This is a genomic window from Pedobacter sp. WC2501 (genome assembly GCF_052682415.1).
In genome coordinates this window covers 5,225,069-5,241,965 of record NZ_JBQZFI010000001.1, presented here as the reverse complement: position 1 = coordinate 5,241,965, position 16,897 = coordinate 5,225,069, and the positions used below count along the sequence as shown (strand labels likewise).

12 protein-coding genes are annotated in these 16,897 nt (G+C 40.7%); 9 read left to right on the top strand and 3 right to left on the bottom strand.

Annotated elements, in window-relative coordinates; genetic code table 11:
* Nucleotides 1-31 precede the first annotated feature (31 nt).
* Nucleotides 32-223, bottom strand: a complete 192-nt coding sequence (locus ACUN24_RS21995) for a hypothetical protein (protein ID WP_445564470.1) — start codon at nucleotides 221-223, stop codon at nucleotides 32-34.
* Nucleotides 224-387: 164 nt separating this feature from the next.
* Nucleotides 388-579, bottom strand: coding sequence for a hypothetical protein (locus ACUN24_RS21990; protein WP_445564469.1), 192 nt, complete (start codon nucleotides 577-579; stop codon nucleotides 388-390).
* A 224-nt stretch (nucleotides 580-803) separates the two neighbouring features.
* Between ACUN24_RS21990 and trpD the strand changes: the two genes are divergently transcribed.
* The 5 genes from trpD (at nucleotide 804) to ACUN24_RS21965 (ending at nucleotide 5,993) form a co-directional block, all read left to right on the top strand.
* A complete protein-coding gene (gene trpD / locus ACUN24_RS21985; protein ID WP_445564468.1) occupies nucleotides 804-1,793 on the top strand; it encodes an anthranilate phosphoribosyltransferase in 990 nt (329 codons plus the stop codon).
* A complete protein-coding gene (locus ACUN24_RS21980; protein WP_445564467.1) occupies nucleotides 1,787-2,419 on the top strand; it encodes a phosphoribosylanthranilate isomerase in 633 nt (210 codons plus the stop codon). The genes trpD and ACUN24_RS21980 overlap by 7 nt, the downstream gene beginning before the upstream one ends.
* Before the next feature lie 77 nt (nucleotides 2,420-2,496).
* A complete protein-coding gene (gene trpB / locus ACUN24_RS21975) occupies nucleotides 2,497-3,678 on the top strand; it encodes a tryptophan synthase subunit beta (protein WP_445564466.1) in 1,182 nt (393 codons plus the stop codon).
* Nucleotides 3,679-3,762: 84 nt separating this feature from the next.
* Nucleotides 3,763-4,530, top strand: a complete 768-nt coding sequence (gene trpA, locus ACUN24_RS21970; protein WP_445564465.1) for a tryptophan synthase subunit alpha — start codon at nucleotides 3,763-3,765, stop codon at nucleotides 4,528-4,530.
* 821 nt (nucleotides 4,531-5,351) lie between these two features.
* The gene (locus ACUN24_RS21965; RefSeq protein ID WP_445564464.1) at nucleotides 5,352-5,993 is read left to right on the top strand and encodes an NAD(P)-dependent oxidoreductase; all 642 of its coding nucleotides are present in this window, start codon (nucleotides 5,352-5,354) and stop codon (nucleotides 5,991-5,993) included.
* A 1,857-nt stretch (nucleotides 5,994-7,850) separates the two neighbouring features.
* Here the strand turns inward: ACUN24_RS21965 and ACUN24_RS21960 are convergent.
* Nucleotides 7,851-8,288 (bottom strand): GNAT family N-acetyltransferase, encoded by a 438-nt coding sequence (locus ACUN24_RS21960; protein WP_445564463.1) that lies wholly within the window; start codon nucleotides 8,286-8,288, stop codon nucleotides 7,851-7,853.
* Nucleotides 8,289-8,468: 180 nt separating this feature from the next.
* Between ACUN24_RS21960 and ACUN24_RS21955 the strand changes: the two genes are divergently transcribed.
* The 4 genes from ACUN24_RS21955 (at nucleotide 8,469) to ACUN24_RS21940 (ending at nucleotide 14,966) form a co-directional block, all read left to right on the top strand.
* Nucleotides 8,469-9,074 carry a TetR/AcrR family transcriptional regulator gene (locus ACUN24_RS21955; protein WP_445564462.1) on the top strand — a complete coding sequence of 202 codons (606 nt, stop codon included), beginning with the start codon at nucleotides 8,469-8,471 and terminating at the stop codon, nucleotides 9,072-9,074.
* A gap of 137 nt (nucleotides 9,075-9,211) precedes the next feature.
* Nucleotides 9,212-10,348, top strand: a complete 1,137-nt coding sequence (locus ACUN24_RS21950; protein ID WP_445564461.1) for an efflux RND transporter periplasmic adaptor subunit — start codon at nucleotides 9,212-9,214, stop codon at nucleotides 10,346-10,348.
* Between the two features lie 24 nt (nucleotides 10,349-10,372).
* The gene (locus tag ACUN24_RS21945; protein ID WP_445564460.1) at nucleotides 10,373-13,573 is read left to right on the top strand and encodes an efflux RND transporter permease subunit; all 3,201 of its coding nucleotides are present in this window, start codon (nucleotides 10,373-10,375) and stop codon (nucleotides 13,571-13,573) included.
* Nucleotides 13,560-14,966 carry a TolC family protein gene (locus ACUN24_RS21940; RefSeq protein ID WP_445564459.1) on the top strand — a complete coding sequence of 469 codons (1,407 nt, stop codon included), beginning with the start codon at nucleotides 13,560-13,562 and terminating at the stop codon, nucleotides 14,964-14,966. The genes ACUN24_RS21945 and ACUN24_RS21940 overlap by 14 nt, the downstream gene beginning before the upstream one ends.
* The last annotated feature ends 1,931 nt before the right edge of the window (nucleotides 14,967-16,897 follow it).

Here is a 16,897-nt window from a genome sequence, read left to right as displayed (position 1 = left end):
ACCACAGATGTACACAGATACACACAGATTTTTATCCGTGTTCATCCTTTTCATCTGTGGTTAAATAACATTGCAATAAACCATCGCCACGGTTCGTGTCTTCACGAACCGGAATAAATATAAATTGGTTTGTGGAGACACAAACCATGGCGCAAAATAAAGAGATAAATGAAAATGAACCACAGATGTACACAGATACACACAGATTTTTATCCTTGTTCATCCTTTTCATCTGTGGTTAAATAACATTGCAATAAACCATCGCCACGGTTCGTGTCTTCACGAACCGGAATAAATATAAATTGGTTTGTGGAGACACAAACCATGGCGCAAAATAAAGAGATAAATGAAAATGAACCACAGATGTACACAGATACACACAGATTTTTATCCTTGTTCATCCTTTTCATCTGTGGTTAAATAACATTGCAATAAACCATCGCCACGGTTCGTGTCTTCACGAACCGGAATAAATATAAATTGGTTTGTGGAGACACAAACCATGGCGCAAAATAAAGAGATAAATGAAAATGAACCACAGATGTACACAGATACACACAGATTTTTATCCTTGTTCATCCTTTTCATCTGTGGTTAAATAACATTGCAATAAACCATCGCCACGGTTCGTGTCTTCACGAACCGGAATAAATATAAATTGGTTTGTGGAGACACAAATCATGGCGCAAAAAATGAATTTTTGAATGATCGTCATGCTGATCCGATAGCTATCGGATTTAGTTCAGCATCTACGTGAAAGATTCTGAAACAAGTTCAGAATGACGATAAGAGGTATACAAAACATGAAAAAAATATTAAACCATTTATTCGAGAACAAGAGTTTTAGCAGGGAAGAAGCTAAGAATATTCTAATCTCCATTTCGGAAGGAGCTTTTAATTCTTCGCAAATTGCCGCTTTTATTACCGCATATGCCATGCGCAACATCACGGTGCAGGAGTTACAGGGCTTCCGTGATGCCATGTTGGATATGTGTGTTAAAGTAAACTTATCGGGTTATGACCTGATTGATCTTTGTGGTACCGGTGGCGATGGTAAAGACACTTTTAATATCTCTACCTTATCCTCATTTGTTGTGGCGGGTGCTGGTCATCCGGTGGCCAAACATGGTAATTATGGCGTTTCGTCGGGCTGCGGCTCTTCTAACGTAATGGAATATTTAGGTTATACTTTTACCAATGATGAAGACACTTTAAAACGCAATCTCGATAAAGCAGGGATCTGTTTCCTGCATGCGCCATTGTTTAATCCTGCGATGAAAATTGTAGCACCAATCCGCAAGGAACTGGGGGTGAAAACATTTTTTAATATGCTCGGCCCGATGGTTAACCCCGGACAGCCGAAATACCAGATGGTAGGGGTATTTAGCTTGGAACTGGCGCGTTTATATGCTTATTTATACCAGGATACCGATAAAAATTACACCATTGTACATGCATTAGAAGGCTATGATGAAGTTTCGTTAACCTGCGATGTGAAAACCTTTTCGAACAAGGGCGAGCAGATTTTAACGCTTCAGGATATGGGCTTCGGCAGGGTTGATGTAAACGCGATTAAAGGTGGCGATACCGTGGAATCATCAGCCAAAATATTTATGGATGTGTTAAACGGCGAAGCCACTGATGTGCAGAACAATGTGGTACTGTGTAATTCGGCACTAGCGATTAAAACGATCAAACCTGAACTGTCTTTTGCCGACTGCTTTTATGAAGCCGAAGAATCTTTAACAAGCAAAAAAGCGTTAAACAGTTTCAAAAACCTATTGGCATGTTAAAGTTAAAAGTTTGTGGAACGCGTTTGGCCGCCAATATTGCTGCGGTGGCAGAATTGCAACCAGATTATCTGGGTTTTATTTTTTATGAGAAATCGCCAAGGTTGATCAGTGATGTTTCTGCTGAATTGATTAAATACATTCCCTCAGAAATTAAGACTGTTGGTGTTTTCGTCAATGAAGATCTTGAAAAAGTAAAAGATAAGGTAAACACATTGAAGCTAAAAGCTGTTCAGTTACACGGCAGTGAATCGCCTGAATACTGTGCAGCATTAAAATCGACTTTCCCTACTTTGGAAGTAATCAAAGCTTTTGGAATAGATGAAGATTTTGATTTTTCTGATCTGGAACCTTATTTAGCTGTGGTAGATTATTTTCTGTTCGATACCAAAACCAAAACACATGGTGGATCGGGAAAAACGTTCAATTGGTCTGTTTTAGACCGATATACTTACACAAAACCTTACTTTTTAAGTGGTGGAGTTGATTTAGAACATGCCCCGGCCATAAAAAAAATAAGCGATGAACGTTTATATGCTTTGGATATCAATAGCAGGTTCGAAATTGAACCGGGCCTGAAAGATGCGGAGAAGATTAAAGAATTTATAAAAGAAATGAACACAAAATAGTGTCATCCTGAGCCTGTCGAAGGAATTTAGTATAGCATTTCGACAAGCTCAATGTGACAGATTAGTTGATAGATATTATGAAATACAAAGTAAACGAAAAAGGATATTATGGAGATTTTGGAGGTGCGTACATCCCCGAAATGCTTTATCCAAACGTAGAAGAATTGCGTCAAAACTATTTAAAGATTATTGATGATGCCGATTTTCAAAAGGAATTTCATCAGTTATTAAAAGATTACGTTGGCCGTCCTTCGCCATTATACCTTGCTAAAAGGTATTCGGAAAGATTTGGTGCCAATATTTTCTTGAAAAGGGAAGATTTAAACCATACCGGTGCCCATAAGATCAACAACACCATCGGACAGATTTTATTGGCTGAAAAACTGGGTAAAAAAAGGATTATCGCTGAAACAGGCGCTGGTCAGCACGGCGTGGCCACGGCAACAGTATGTGCTTTGCGTAACCTCGAGTGTGTGATTTACATGGGGGAGGTCGACATTGAGCGCCAGGCGCCGAATGTTGCTCGTATGAAAATGTTGGGTGCAAAGGTTGTTCCCGCAAGCTCTGGAAGTAAAACTTTAAAAGATGCGACTAATGAGGCGATGCGCGACTGGATCAATAACCCGGTTGATACACATTACATCATCGGTTCGGTAGTAGGTCCGCACCCTTACCCTGATATGGTGGCGATTTTTCAATCGATCATTTCTGAAGAAACCAAAAAACAATTATTAGAGCAGACGGGAAGCGACCAGCCTGATTATGTTTTGGCCTGTGTAGGTGGTGGAAGTAATGCCATGGGTATGTTCTACCACTTTATGGACGATGAAAATGTTAAACTCATCGCTGTTGAAGCAGCCGGAAAAGGGGTCTCAAGCGGATTTTCTGCCGCAACCACTTATTTAGGTAAAGAGGGTGTTTTACACGGTAGCAGAAGTATTTTAATGCAAACGCCAGATGGTCAGGTGGTAGAACCGCATTCGGTTTCGGCAGGATTGGATTATCCGGGCATTGGTCCACAACATGCACATTTGTTTAAAACCGGCCGTGGCCAATACGTGTCCATTACTGACGAAGAAAGTTTAGAAGCCGGTTTGCTTTGTACACAATTGGAAGGGATTATTCCAGCCATTGAAAGTGCACACGCCCTGGCTTACTTAGAAAAAATGAAATTTAAAGGTGGCGAAAACGTAGTGGTTTGCCTTTCAGGTCGTGGCGACAAGGATCTGGACACTTATATTAAATATTTTAATCTTTAAGGTAGATTTGAGACAATAGATTTGAGATATTAGACTTCCTGTCTGGTTCTCACATCTCACATCTCACATCTCACATCTCATAAAATGAATCGAATTAAACAACTCTTCCAAGAGAAGAAAAATATATTATCAATTTATTATACCGCTGGTTATCCAAATACTGGCGATACCATTAAAATTGCAGAGGCATTGGAGAAATCAGGTGCTGATATGCTCGAAATCGGTTTTCCTTATTCCGATCCTGTTGCCGATGGACCGGTAATCCAGGCCAGTAGTAAACAATCGCTTGATCAGGGTATGACGCTTAACCTGCTTTTCGAACAGTTGAAAGACTTGCGTAAGACCGTTACCATTCCTGTTTTGTTAATGGGTTATGTAAACCCTGTTTTGCAGTTTGGCGTAGAAAAATTCTGCGAAGCCTGTGCTGAAGTAGGGGTAGATGGTTGTATCGTTCCCGATCTGCCCATGGTAGAGTACGAGGAATTTTATAAAGATTGTTTCGAAAAACATAACCTGAGCAATGTGTTCTTAATTACGCCTCAAACCGCTGAAGAACGCATTCATAAAATTGATGGTTTAACCAATGGCTTTATCTATTTGTTATCATCATCGGCTACTACGGGTAAAAACCTCGAAGTTGGCGATACCACAGAAGCTTATTTCAGCAGAATTAAAAACCTGAGCCTGAAGAACCCAACGATGATAGGCTTCGGGATCAGCGATAAACAGACTTTTGATAAGGCTTGTTCGTATGCCAACGGAGCCATTATTGGTACTGCTTTCGTTAAAGCCATTGCTGATGGGAATTTGGAGGAAAGTGTGAGTACGTTTATGAAGAAGTTTAAGGGTTAGTGTTTTACCACAAAGGTACGAAGACAACAGGATATCATTCAGTTTGTGTTCTTTGTGTCTTGGTGGTTAAAACTTTACTAGTTTCTTTTCATCATATAAGACATGTAAGAACATATTAGGTGTTGCGTTTAACTTATATGCCTTATATGGTTCAGTCTTTTTGACGGCTGTTATTACTAAGTCTTTCCCTGAACTTGTTTCAGGGTCTTAATGGTTAAAACTTTACTAGTTTCTTTTCACCATATAAGACATGTAAGAACATATTAGGTATTGCGCTTATATTTAACTTATATGCCTTATATGGTTCAGTCTTTTGACGGTTGTTATTACTAAGGCCATCACCCTGATCCAATAGCTATCGGATTTGTTTCAGTGTCTTAATGGTTAAAATTTTTCACTATTTTCTTTTCACCATATAAGCCATGTAAGAACACATTAGATATGGAGTTTATGTGTACTTATGTGGTTAAGATTTATGTAGCAAATGCTGGGATAGATGCGTCGTCATTTCGACTGAAGCGCAGCGGAATGGAGAAATCTTTGCACTTTAATTGGAGGTTACTGTAGATCTCTCCGCTTCACTGCGTTCCGGTCGAGATGACGATGTTTATTGTTAATTGTCATCCTGAGCGGAGTCGAAGGATCTCCGTTTCGTTACACTTCATCGATAACTATCGGATCGAAATAACGATTTTTTTTGTACATTAGTCCCATTAAAATCTCTTTATAAAATATAACTCAAACAGAATTCAATTCTGACATTCCCTTATCACTCTGATAACGGATAAACTATTATTTTCTAAAATTTTATAAAGAACATCATGCAAGATTTAAAAATTGCTTTAATTGGTGCCACAGGTAAAGCTGGTACTTATATTTTAAAAGCGCTATTGGCGCAACAATTCAGGGTAAAAGCCCTTGTCAGGAATCCAGAAAAACTTCAGATCAATCATCCTTCGCTGGAAATCATTACAGGCGATGTAAAAGATGTGGAAACGGTAAATGCTTTTTTACAAGGCTGCGATATCGTTGTCAGTGCATTAGGAACGGGACAACCCGCCAGTGAAAAAACAATCTTTACCCAATCGACAGGTAATATTTTAAAAGCAATGAAGGCTTTTGATCTGAAGCGGTACATCCTGATTACAGGGATCAATGTGAATACGCCTGCTGATGAAAAGGATGCGAAGACCCAATTTGCAACCAAATGGATGTATGATAATTATCCTGTTTCTACCGCAGACAGGCAAAAAGAATATGATCTGTTAACTGAAATTGATCTCGATTGGACTTTAATCCGTTTACCCTTAATCATTCAAACCGACGAACAAAGTGCTATAGGCACAAGTTTGGTTAATTGTGATGGCGAACAGATTAATGCTTCTAATTTGGCTCAGTTTATCATTGAGCAGTTCGGGGAGAAGGCCTTTGTAAAACAGGCACCTTTTATCTGGAATAGTTAGATTTTTTTACCACTAAGGCGCGAAGTCACTAATAAGGAACTTGCTTTGTGTTCTTTGTGACTTAGTGGTGAATCTTTTCTTTTCTGCGTCGTCATTGCTAGCAACGAAGCAATCTTACCAACTATCGCGATTAGCGGGCGCATTAAGATTGCTCTTTCAGCCCTTCAACCTGATCCGATAGCTTTCGGATTTGTTTCAGGGTCTTAACGGTTAAAACTTTACTAGTTTCTTTTTACCATATAAGACATTTAAGGACATATTATGCATTGAGCTTATATGTAACTTATATGCCTGATATGGTTCAGTTTTTATCTGTTATTATTAAGATACGATACTTTGTGTTCTTTGTGACTTGGTGGTTAATCTTTTCTTTTCTGCATCTCATTGCGAGGAACGAAGCAATCTTACAACTATCGCGATTAGCGAGCGCATTAAGATTACTATTGCAGTCCGTCACCCTGATCCGATAACTTTCGGATTTGTTTCAGGGTCTTAACGGTTAAAACTTTACTAGTTTCTTTTTACCATATAAGACATTTAAGGACATATTAGGCATTGAGCTTATATGTAACTTATATGCCTGATATGGTTCAGTTTTTATCTGTTATTATTAAGATACAATACTTTGTGTTCTTTGTGACTTGGTGGTTAATCTTTTCTTTATTGCATCTTTATTGCGAGGAAGGAAGCAATCTTACAACTATTGCTACTAGCGAACGCATTAATTTTTGGATTTGTTCCAGGGTATAAGTGGTTAAAACTTTACTAGTTTCTTTTTACCATATAAGACATTTAAGGACATATTAGGCATTGAGCTTATATGTAACTTATATGCCTGATATGGTTCAGTTTTTGGCGGCTATTACTAAGGCACAATACTTTGTGTTCTTTGTGGCTTGGTGGTTAATCTTTTCTTTACTGCATCTTCATTGCGAGGAACGAAGCAATCTTACAACTATCGCTACCAGCGAACGCATTAATTTTCGGATTTGTTTCAGGGTCTTAGCGGTTAAAACTTTACTAGTTTCTTTTTACCATATAAGACATTTAAGGACATATTAGGCATTGAGCTTATATGTAACTTATATGCCTGATATGGTTCAGTTTTTATCTGTTATTATTAAGATACGATACTTTGTGTTCTTTGTGACTTAGTGGTTAATCTTTTCTTTTCTGAATCGTCATTGTTAGCAACGAAGCAATCTTACCAACTATCGCGATTAGCGGGCGCATTAAGATTGCTCTTTCAGCCCTTCAACCTGATCCGATAGCTTTCGGATTTGTTTCAGGATATTAGTGGTTAATACTTTTATTATAGTTTTTTACCATATAAGACATGTAAGAACATATTAGGCATTGAGCTTATATTGTAACTTATATGCCTTATATGGTTCAGTTTTTGGCGGCTATTACTAAGGCACAATACTTTGTGTTCTTTGTAACTTGGTGGTTAATCTTTTCTTTACTGCATCTTTATTGCGAGGAACGAAGCAATCTTACAACTATCGCTACTAGCAGACGCATTAATTTTCGGATTTGTTTCAGGGTATAAGTGCTTAAAACTTTACTAGTTTCTTTTTGCCATATAAGACGTGTAAGAACATATTAGGCATTGAGCTTATATGTAACTTATATGCCTTATATGGTTCAGTCTTTTGACGACTATTACTAAGGCACAATACTTTGTGTTCTTTGTGACTTAGTGGTTAATATTTTCTTTTCTGCATCGTCATTCCCAACTTGATTGGGAATCCTAATGCCATGTTAGGGGTTTGTTGATTTCATTAAGATTCCCGCCTGCGCGGGAAAGACGACCGTTCTTAGCAATGCCTTAAAATGACGATATTTTGAATGGATTTACCTATTCACCCAATCCTCATAACCCATCTCAAATTTCACTTCACCTTTATTTACCACGCCAACCTTTTTCCAGCCTTGCCGGGTATAAAATTCTTCTGCACGGGTATTGGGAGATGTACCCAACCAAACCATTTCTTGAGTTTGATTAAAATACCAATCCATCATTAAGCGGTGCAGTTCTTTGCCGATACCTTTACCTTCGAACTCCGGACGCAGAAAGAGCGCCCAAATGTTATGCTCCTCTAAATCTACGATGGAGAAACCAACTACTTCTCCATCTACTTCGCAAACCCAGCCTTTGCCAAGCTCGGTAATAAATTCTTCACAATCCTGGTCAGTAACCAGCGCCGGATCGGACAAAATGTTCTCTTTTACGGTATGCCTGACAATTTGGATCGCAGGGATGTCAGTTGTTTTTGCTTCGCGGAAAATCATTTTTTATAAGTTATTGAGAAAATTAATTTATTGAAAAAGCCTTTTAAATGCTTTAATCGTTGATTATCACTCGTAAAACTAATCAATAAAATGTTTATGACAAATGAATGATTGTGAATTCTGGAATTGGTTCTACATTTGCTTAACGGTGTTAGATTATTTACACCTAATATTCCAGTCATGGGAAGTAAAGAAAGAATTCTACGTTTAAAAGATGAAACCAGAACAAAAATTCTGGATGCTGCCTTGAACATTGTTCAAACAGAGGGCTGGCAGGCATTGAGTATGCGTAAAATTGCCGACCAGATTGAATATACCGCCCCAATAATTTACGAATATTTTTCTAACAAAGAGGGCATCCTGCTTGAATTAACCAGGAGAGGTTACCAGATTTTAGCGAAGGACATCCGAGCCGCCCGCGACAAACATGAAACCGCAGAAGATAAAATGGAAGCCATGTGGGTTGCCTATTGGAATTTTGCCTTTTCCCATACAGAATTTTATCAATTAATGTACGGTGTGGATATGGTTTGTTGCACCGTGAAAAACTCATTAACTGAAGCTGAAACGGTTTCGAATATGTTAGGCGAAGTAATTGAATCTTTATTCGAGAAGAAACCAGTTTCTGAGGATGACATCTGCAGGAAATATTATACCTATTGGTCTATCATTCACGGCCTGATTTCCATTAACCTGGTGCGTCCGAATGGAAGAACAACAGACGAACTAAACCAGCAAATTTTAAAAGACGCTATTAAAGGCATTACACTATCCATTAACAGCTAATTTTTTTTTAAATCATAATCTAACACCGTTAGATTATTTAAACACTTTAAATCCACAATAAATTATATATTATGAATGCTATCCATTACTTGTTTATTTCACTTAACACTGTTAAACGGTTTAATCAGGTTAAGTCAATGTTAATTATTCTAACACTCTCATTAATTCTTGCAAGCTGTAAATCATCACCGGAGCAATCGGCAGCGGCACCACCGCCACCAGCATTGCCGGTAAGCGCCATTAGTGCGAGCACAGAAACTACGTATATCGAATATCCGGCTTCTATTCAGGGCGCTGTTGATATTGATGTCCGTCCGCAGGTAAGTGGTTACTTACAACGTGTTTTGGTTAACGAAGGCGCTTATGTAACTGCCGGACAAACCCTGTTCAAAATTAACGAAAACCCTTACCGCGAGGCTTTAAACAATGCCAAAGCAAGTTTACATGCTGCAGAAGCGGCTATTTTAAATGCACAATTGGAGGTTGATAAATTAACACCACTTGTTCAGAATAAGGTAGTTTCTGATTTCCAGTTAAAAACAGCTAAAACGGCTTACAAAATCGCACAGGCAAATGCCGAACAAGCCAGAGCCAGCGTGGCTTCCGCGCAGATTAACTTAGGTTATACCAATGTTAAGGCTACAGTGAGCGGGTACATCGGTCGTATTCCTAAGAAACAAGGAAGTTTAGTTTCTCCGACTGATCAGGTGGCTTTAACGCAGTTATCAGATATCCACGAAGTACATGTTTATTTTTCCCTTGCCGAAAACGACTTCAACAATTTTAATGCAAACTATCCGGGTAAAACTCCTGCCGACAGGATTAAACATTTACCCGCGGTAGAACTTTTATTGGCCGATAATTCTGCTTACCCAATTAAAGGTAAGATCGATATGATCGATGGTCAGTTTGATAAAAATACTGGTGCCATTACTTTAAGGGCCAGTTTCCCTAATGCCAGCGGAACCCTTCGCTCGGGTAATACCGGTAAAATCCGTTTAGGTTTACAGCACGATAACGCCATTCTGGTGCCGCAGTCCTCAACGGTAGAAATGCAGGATAAAGTATTTGTATTTACCGTAGGCGACAGCAGTAAGGTGAAAAAACAAGCCATTACCATTGTGGGTAAAGCCGGCGAAAATTACCTGGTTAAAGACGGGGTAAAAGCTGGCGACCAGATCGTGTTAAGCGGGGTTGATAAGTTACAGGAGGGCATGGTGATCCAGCCTCAAAAAGCAGCAGATAAAGTAGCTGTTGCAAAAACAAAAAATTAACAAACCATTAAAGTTTAAGCAATCATGTTTCAGAAATTTATAGACAGGCCTGTACTTTCGACTGTTATTTCCATCTTATTGGTAATAGTTGGTATACTTGGCCTAACAAAGTTGCCCTTAGAGCGCTTTCCAAATATCGCACCTCCGTCGGTATTGGTAACTGCGGTGTACCCTGGGGCTAATGCCGAAACCATTTTACGTTCGGTAACGCCATCATTGGAGGAAGCAATTAACGGTGTGGAGAACATGACCTACATGACCTCCAGTGCCAGTAACGATGGTACCCTGGCCATTACGGTTTACTTTCAACAAGGTACCAATCCCGATCAGGCGGCTGTTAATGTGCAGAACCGGGTTTCGCAGGCCACCAGTCAATTGCCAGCAGAGGTTGTACAATATGGTATCACCACTACCAAACAGCAAAACAGTTTTATTGGGGCTATCGGTGTTTACTCAGAAGATCCCAAAAAATACGATGCCGTTTTTGTAAATAACTATGCACAGATCAATATCATTCCCGAACTTAAAAGGATTCCGGGGGTAGGTTCGGCCAGTGTATTTGGTGGGATTAAAGATTATTCCATGCGTATCTGGCTAAACCCAAGTCAATTGGCTACTTACAAAATTACACCTAACGAAGTGATTACTGCCATTCAGGATAAAAACCTGGAAGCAGCACCTGGTCGGTTTGGGGAAAGAAGTAGTGAGGCCTTTGAATATATCATTAAATATAAAGGTAAACTGACCAAACCAGAGGAATATCAAAATATTGCGATCCGTTCTAATTCAGATGGTTCTATATTACGTTTAAAAGATGTGGCCCGTGTTGAATTGGGTGCATACAGTTATGGTAGTGTAAATCGTTTAAACGGACACGATGGGATTACCATTGGGGTAATCCAGTTATCAGGTTCTAATGCCAACGAAATCCAGATTGCTATTGATAAACTGTTGGCGAAACTATCGAAAGATTTCCCTGCAGGTATTAAATACAACCAGTTTTACCGTACCAAAACCGATCTGGACGAATCCATCAATCAGGTGGAACACACTTTGATCGAAGCCTTTTTACTGGTATTTATCGTGGTATTTATCTTCCTTCAGGATTTCAGGTCTACTTTAATTCCGGCTATTGCGGTTCCGGTGGCGATTATCGGTACCTTCTTTTTCATGCAGCTGTTCGGCTTCTCTGTTAATCTTTTAACGTTGTTCGCACTGGTGCTGGCCATTGGTATTGTGGTAGATGATGCGATTGTGGTGGTAGAAGCGGTGCATGCCAAAATGGAAGAAAACCCTTCACTTAGTCCGAAAGAGGCAACCACCCAGGCGATGAGCGAAATTACCGGGGCCATTATATCAATCACACTGGTGATGGCGGCAGTATTTTTACCGGTTGGTTTTATGACCGGCTCAACAGGGATCTTCTACAAACAGTTCGCTTTAACCATGGCTATCGCCATCATTATCTCGGCTGTTAACGCCTTAACTTTAAGTCCTGCTCTTGCGGCCTTATTTTTAAAGAATAAACATGCAGAGGGCGGGCACAAAGCACCTAAAAAAGGTTTTGTAGAAAAGTTTTATGCAGGTTTTAACGGTGGGTTTAATTACATGACCAACCGGTATGTTGGCGGTTTGAAAGTGCTTATCCGCAATAAATGGATCAGTATGGGTGGGCTTGCCTTAATTGTTCTGGTTACCGTTTTCCTGGTAAGCCGAACTAAAACAGGCTTTATCCCGACAGAAGATCAGGGTTTTGTGGCGATCGCTGTGGCCAGTCCATCGGGAACATCATTAGCTAATACCAATAAAATGTTAAAACAGGCTGAAGCAGAGTTGAGGGCGATGCCATCAGCAAGATTTGTGATGTCGTTGGCGGGTTATAACTTTTTAACCGCATCCAACAGTCCATCGGCCGGACAGATTTTCTTATTGTTAAAACCAAACGACGAAAGAGGAGAAGTTAAAAATATTGATGAGATCCAGAATATTGTAAGGGCCAAAATGGCGGCCATATCTGCCGGTACCTTCTTTGTATTCAGTTTCCCTACGGTTCCGGGTTTTAGTAACGTGGAAGCCATGAACGTGATGTTACAGGATAAAACGAATGGCAGGCTGGATAAATTTAGTGGTGTGGCGAATAACTTTATCGCTAAGTTAATGGCGAAACCAGCTATTGCTTATGCTTTTACTTCTTATAAAGCAGATTATCCACAGTTACAACTGGATGTGAACGACGAAAAAGCCGATCAGCTGGGGGTAAGCAAAAAAGATATCTTACAAACCATGCAGACGTATTTCGGTACGGCGCAGGCCTCAGATTTTAACCGCTTTGGTAAATATTATAGAGTAGTGGTTCAGGCCGATGTTGCCGACAGAACAGATCCTGCGAGTATTGATCGTGTATTTGTTAAAAACAAGGCAGGTGAAAGTGTGCCCATCAGTACGTTGGTTAAATTAACCCGTGTATATGGCTCTGAAACGGCTTCGCGTTATAACCTGTTCAACTCTATCGAGGTAAATGCGATCCCTAAACCAGGTTTTAGTTCTGGTGATGCGATTAAAGCGATAGAAGAAACGGCTAAAGAACAATTGCCAACCGGATATGCCTACGAATTCTCCGGACAAACACGTGAGGAAATTTCTTCAGGCGGACAGTCGACAGTGATCTTCCTGCTTTGTTTGGTATTTGTGTACTTCCTGTTATCTGCACAGTATGAGAGTTATATCCTGCCATTGGCGGTAATCCTTTCCATCCCTACAGGTGTATTCGGTGTGTTTGTGGTATTGGGTTTAACTGGTATCGAAAACAACATTTATGTACAGGTAGCACTGATTATGCTGATCGGGTTGCTGGCTAAAAATGCCATCCTGATTGTGGAGTTTGCCGTGCAGCGACGAAAGGCAGGACTCAGTTTGGTTGATTCGGCTATTGAAGCCGCCCGATTAAGGATCAGACCGATCATTATGACTTCACTGGCCTTTGTGTTCGGTTTATTCCCGATGAGTATTGCAACAGGTCCATCGGCACAAGGTAACCACTCCATCAGTATCGGTGCAGCAGGAGGGATGGTATCGGGTGTAGTTTTAGGTTTGTTCATCATTCCGGTACTTTTTGTCATCTTCCAGGCTTTACAGGAAAAAATATCAAAAAAATCAAAAAATGAGGTTGTTCAGCACCATGGAGAACCTGTAAATAATAATCATGTAGTTTATGAAACGGTTTAATATTATTACCATCCTGCTCCTGGCTTTAATCTGGAGCGGATGTTCGGTTTCGAAAGATACAGCCTTGCCAAATGTAGCACCAGGCTTGTTCAGAAACGGATTGCCAAAAGATTCTTCAAGCATTGGTACGATGCCCCTGAAGAGTTTCATCAACGACCTTACTGTTCAGCATTTAATCGATACAGCTTTGGTTAAAAATTACGATATGCAGATTGCATTGAAAAATATCGATGCCGCTGAAGTATTGTTTAAACAATCGAAATTGGGTTATTTACCTGAATTGAAATTGCAGGTGGCAGCGAGTTCGAGCCGCCCGTCTGATAACAGTTTAAATGGTTTAAGCCTGAACCAGTTTACAGGCTCAACACACATCGAAGATTACAATGCGAATCTGGGTGTGGTTTGGGAAGCTGATATCTGGGGAAAGATCCGTAATCAAAAAGCTGGCGCTTTAGCCAGTTTTTTGCAGACAGAAGAGGCACGTAAAGCAGTTCAAACGCGTTTAGTAGCCAATGTGGCGCAAGGTTATTACAATTTGCTAATGTTGGATGCACAATTGGAAATCGCTAAAAAGAATTTAAAACTGAACGACAGTACCTTAAGGATTATCAATTTACAGTTTGATGCTGGTCAGGTAACTTCATTAGCGATACAGCAGGCGCAGGCACAACAGTTAAATGCGGCACAGTTAATCCCTCGTTTAGAGCAGAATGTAACCTTACAGGAAAATGCTTTAAGTGTATTGATCGGTACTTTGCCTAAAGCCATTAACCGCGAAAGCCGTTTAGATAAAATGATTATCCCGCAGGATTTAAACGCAGGTTTCCCTTCATCGATGTTAAGCCGCAGGCCTGATATTAAAAGTGCTGAACTGGCTTTAACCATTGCCAATGCAAAGGTTGGGGTGGCAAAGGCAAGTTTATATCCCTCGCTGGTGATTACCGCAAGCGGAGGCATCAACTCTTTTAAAGCCAGCAACTGGTTTAATGTACCGGCATCGTTGTTTGGTTTGGTTGGGGCAGGGATCACGCAACCGATTTTTCAGAGAGGTCAGTTAAAAACTTCCTTAGAACTGGCTAAAATCGACCGCGAGAAATCGGTGATCCAGTTCCGTCAGTTGGTATTAAATGCGGTTGGAGAAGTGTCTGATGAGTTAACGAAAGTAGAGAAGTTAAAAGCACAATACAGTATCGCTGAAAAAAGAGCGCAGACTTTACAACAGGCTTCAAGAAATGCAAGTTTGTTGTTTAAAAGCGGTATGGCCAACTACCTGGAGGTAATTACGGCGCAAGGCAATTTATTGCAGAGCGAACTGGAGTTAACCACCATTAAAACAGAGCAGTTAAATGCTGTGGTAGGTTTGTACCGCTCGTTAGGTGGCGGCTGGAATTAATTTGCACAAACCTATAAGGTCTTAAAGACTTTATAAGTTTGTGTATAAATTTAGGCACTAAGGACGCGAGGTTCTTGGTGCTTTTTTATTTGATGCTGTCATCCTGAGCGCAGCGAAGGATCTTTTGATCTAAAGATTCTTCACTTCGTTCAGAATGACAATTAAAAGGTTTTTCCACTTCGCTCGGTCTTGCCTCGGTTAGCCACCGAAGGGCTTTTTCTTTTTCCTTGATGAAAAAGTAACAAAAAATCAAGGCTTGGATCTGATGTCGGATAAATTCGTCAAAGCTTTGAGGTCGTCAGCACAAGCCCCGATGAAGGATCGGGGAGGGCGTGCTGCCTCTGGGCTGTGGTATGTTGAAAGGAGGTGCTAAAGCTTTAACGTTTTCTCCTTCCATCATATCCTAGGCCGGATAGCAGGGAGCAGATAGCATGGTGCAGAGACAGGCATCCGTAGAATTATTCCTCTGAAACTATGAGGGGAACTCCCCTCCTGATTTAGGAGGGGTTGGGGGTGGTTATGAGATAATATTACTCTTGCCATCGCTCTGCCTTGCCTTATTGTTTTCTGTCATCCTGAGGTACGAAGGATCTGTAAGTGCTTCGCACTTATTTGTGTTTACTCACTACCTAAAAAGTTTTTCCTTCGCGCAGTCTTGCCTCGGTTAGCCACCGAAGGGCTTTTACTTTTTCCTTGATGAAAAAGTAACAAAAAATCAAGGCTTGGATCTGATGTCGGATAAATTCGTCAAAGCTTTGAGGTCGTCAGCACAAGCCCCGATGAAAAATCGGGGAGGGCGTGCTGCCTCTGGGCTGTGGTAGGTTGAAAGGAGGTGCAAAAGCTTTAACGTTTTCTCCTTCCATCATATCCTAGGCCGGATAGCAGGGAGCAGATAGCGCGGAGCAGAAACAGGCATCCGTAGATTTATTCCTCTGAAACTATGAGGGACACTCCCCTCCTAATTTAGGAGGGGTTGGGGGTTGTTATGAGATAATATTACTCTTGCCATCGCTCTGCCTTGCCTTATTGTTTTCTGTCATCCTGAGGTACGAAGGATCTTTAAATGTTTACCATATGTTTGCCCTAGGCACTGTCTTGCCTCGGCTCACCGCCGCCGAGGGGCTCTTTCTTTTTTCAGTAGTGTATATGTTTTTATAGGCCTTCAAGCTTGCTTCGCAGGTTGGCTTGGCCCAAAAGAAACAAAAACCCAAGGCTTGCATCGTTTTTTATCTGATAATGTTGTTTTTATCGGTATAAAAGATTGCTGCGCAATTCCTTGTAAAAACCTACGGAAATCTTGATAGCGGCAGCATCGAGGCTCTTACCCTTACTTATCCCACCGCTCCCGCTTTGATCCTGCCTTGGGTTGTGGGGGCATGAGGGCGAACTGCAAAGATTTCCGTGCTTTTTCCGGCGAAAATCTGCTAGGCCGGATAGCAGGGAGCAGATAGCATAGTGCAGCAGATTTATCGCGTTATTTCAATCGCGATTAATTCATCCTACTTTTATTTTCCTTCGGTTTTTTGTCATCCTGAGCGTAGTCGAAGGATCCTTCCATCATTTCCCAGTCCGTATAGCAGGGAGCAGATAGCATGGAGCATATTGCAGAGACAGGCATCCGTAGAATTATTCCTCTGAAACTATGAGGTACACTCCCCTCCTAATTTAGGAGGGGTTGGGGGTGGTTAGGAAATAATATTGTTCTTGCCCTTTTTCCAGGCTTGCCTTGTTGTTTTCTGTCATCCTGAGGTACGAAGGATCTTTTGATTTAAAGATTCTTCACTGCGTTCAGAATGACAATTAAAGGTTTTTCCCATCACTCGGGCTTGCCTCGGCTCACCGCCGTCGAGGGGCTCTTTCTGTTGGCTTAGCCCAAAAGAAATAAACCTGAGCGTTATTTCAATCAAGATCAATTCTTCATCGAATGGCTG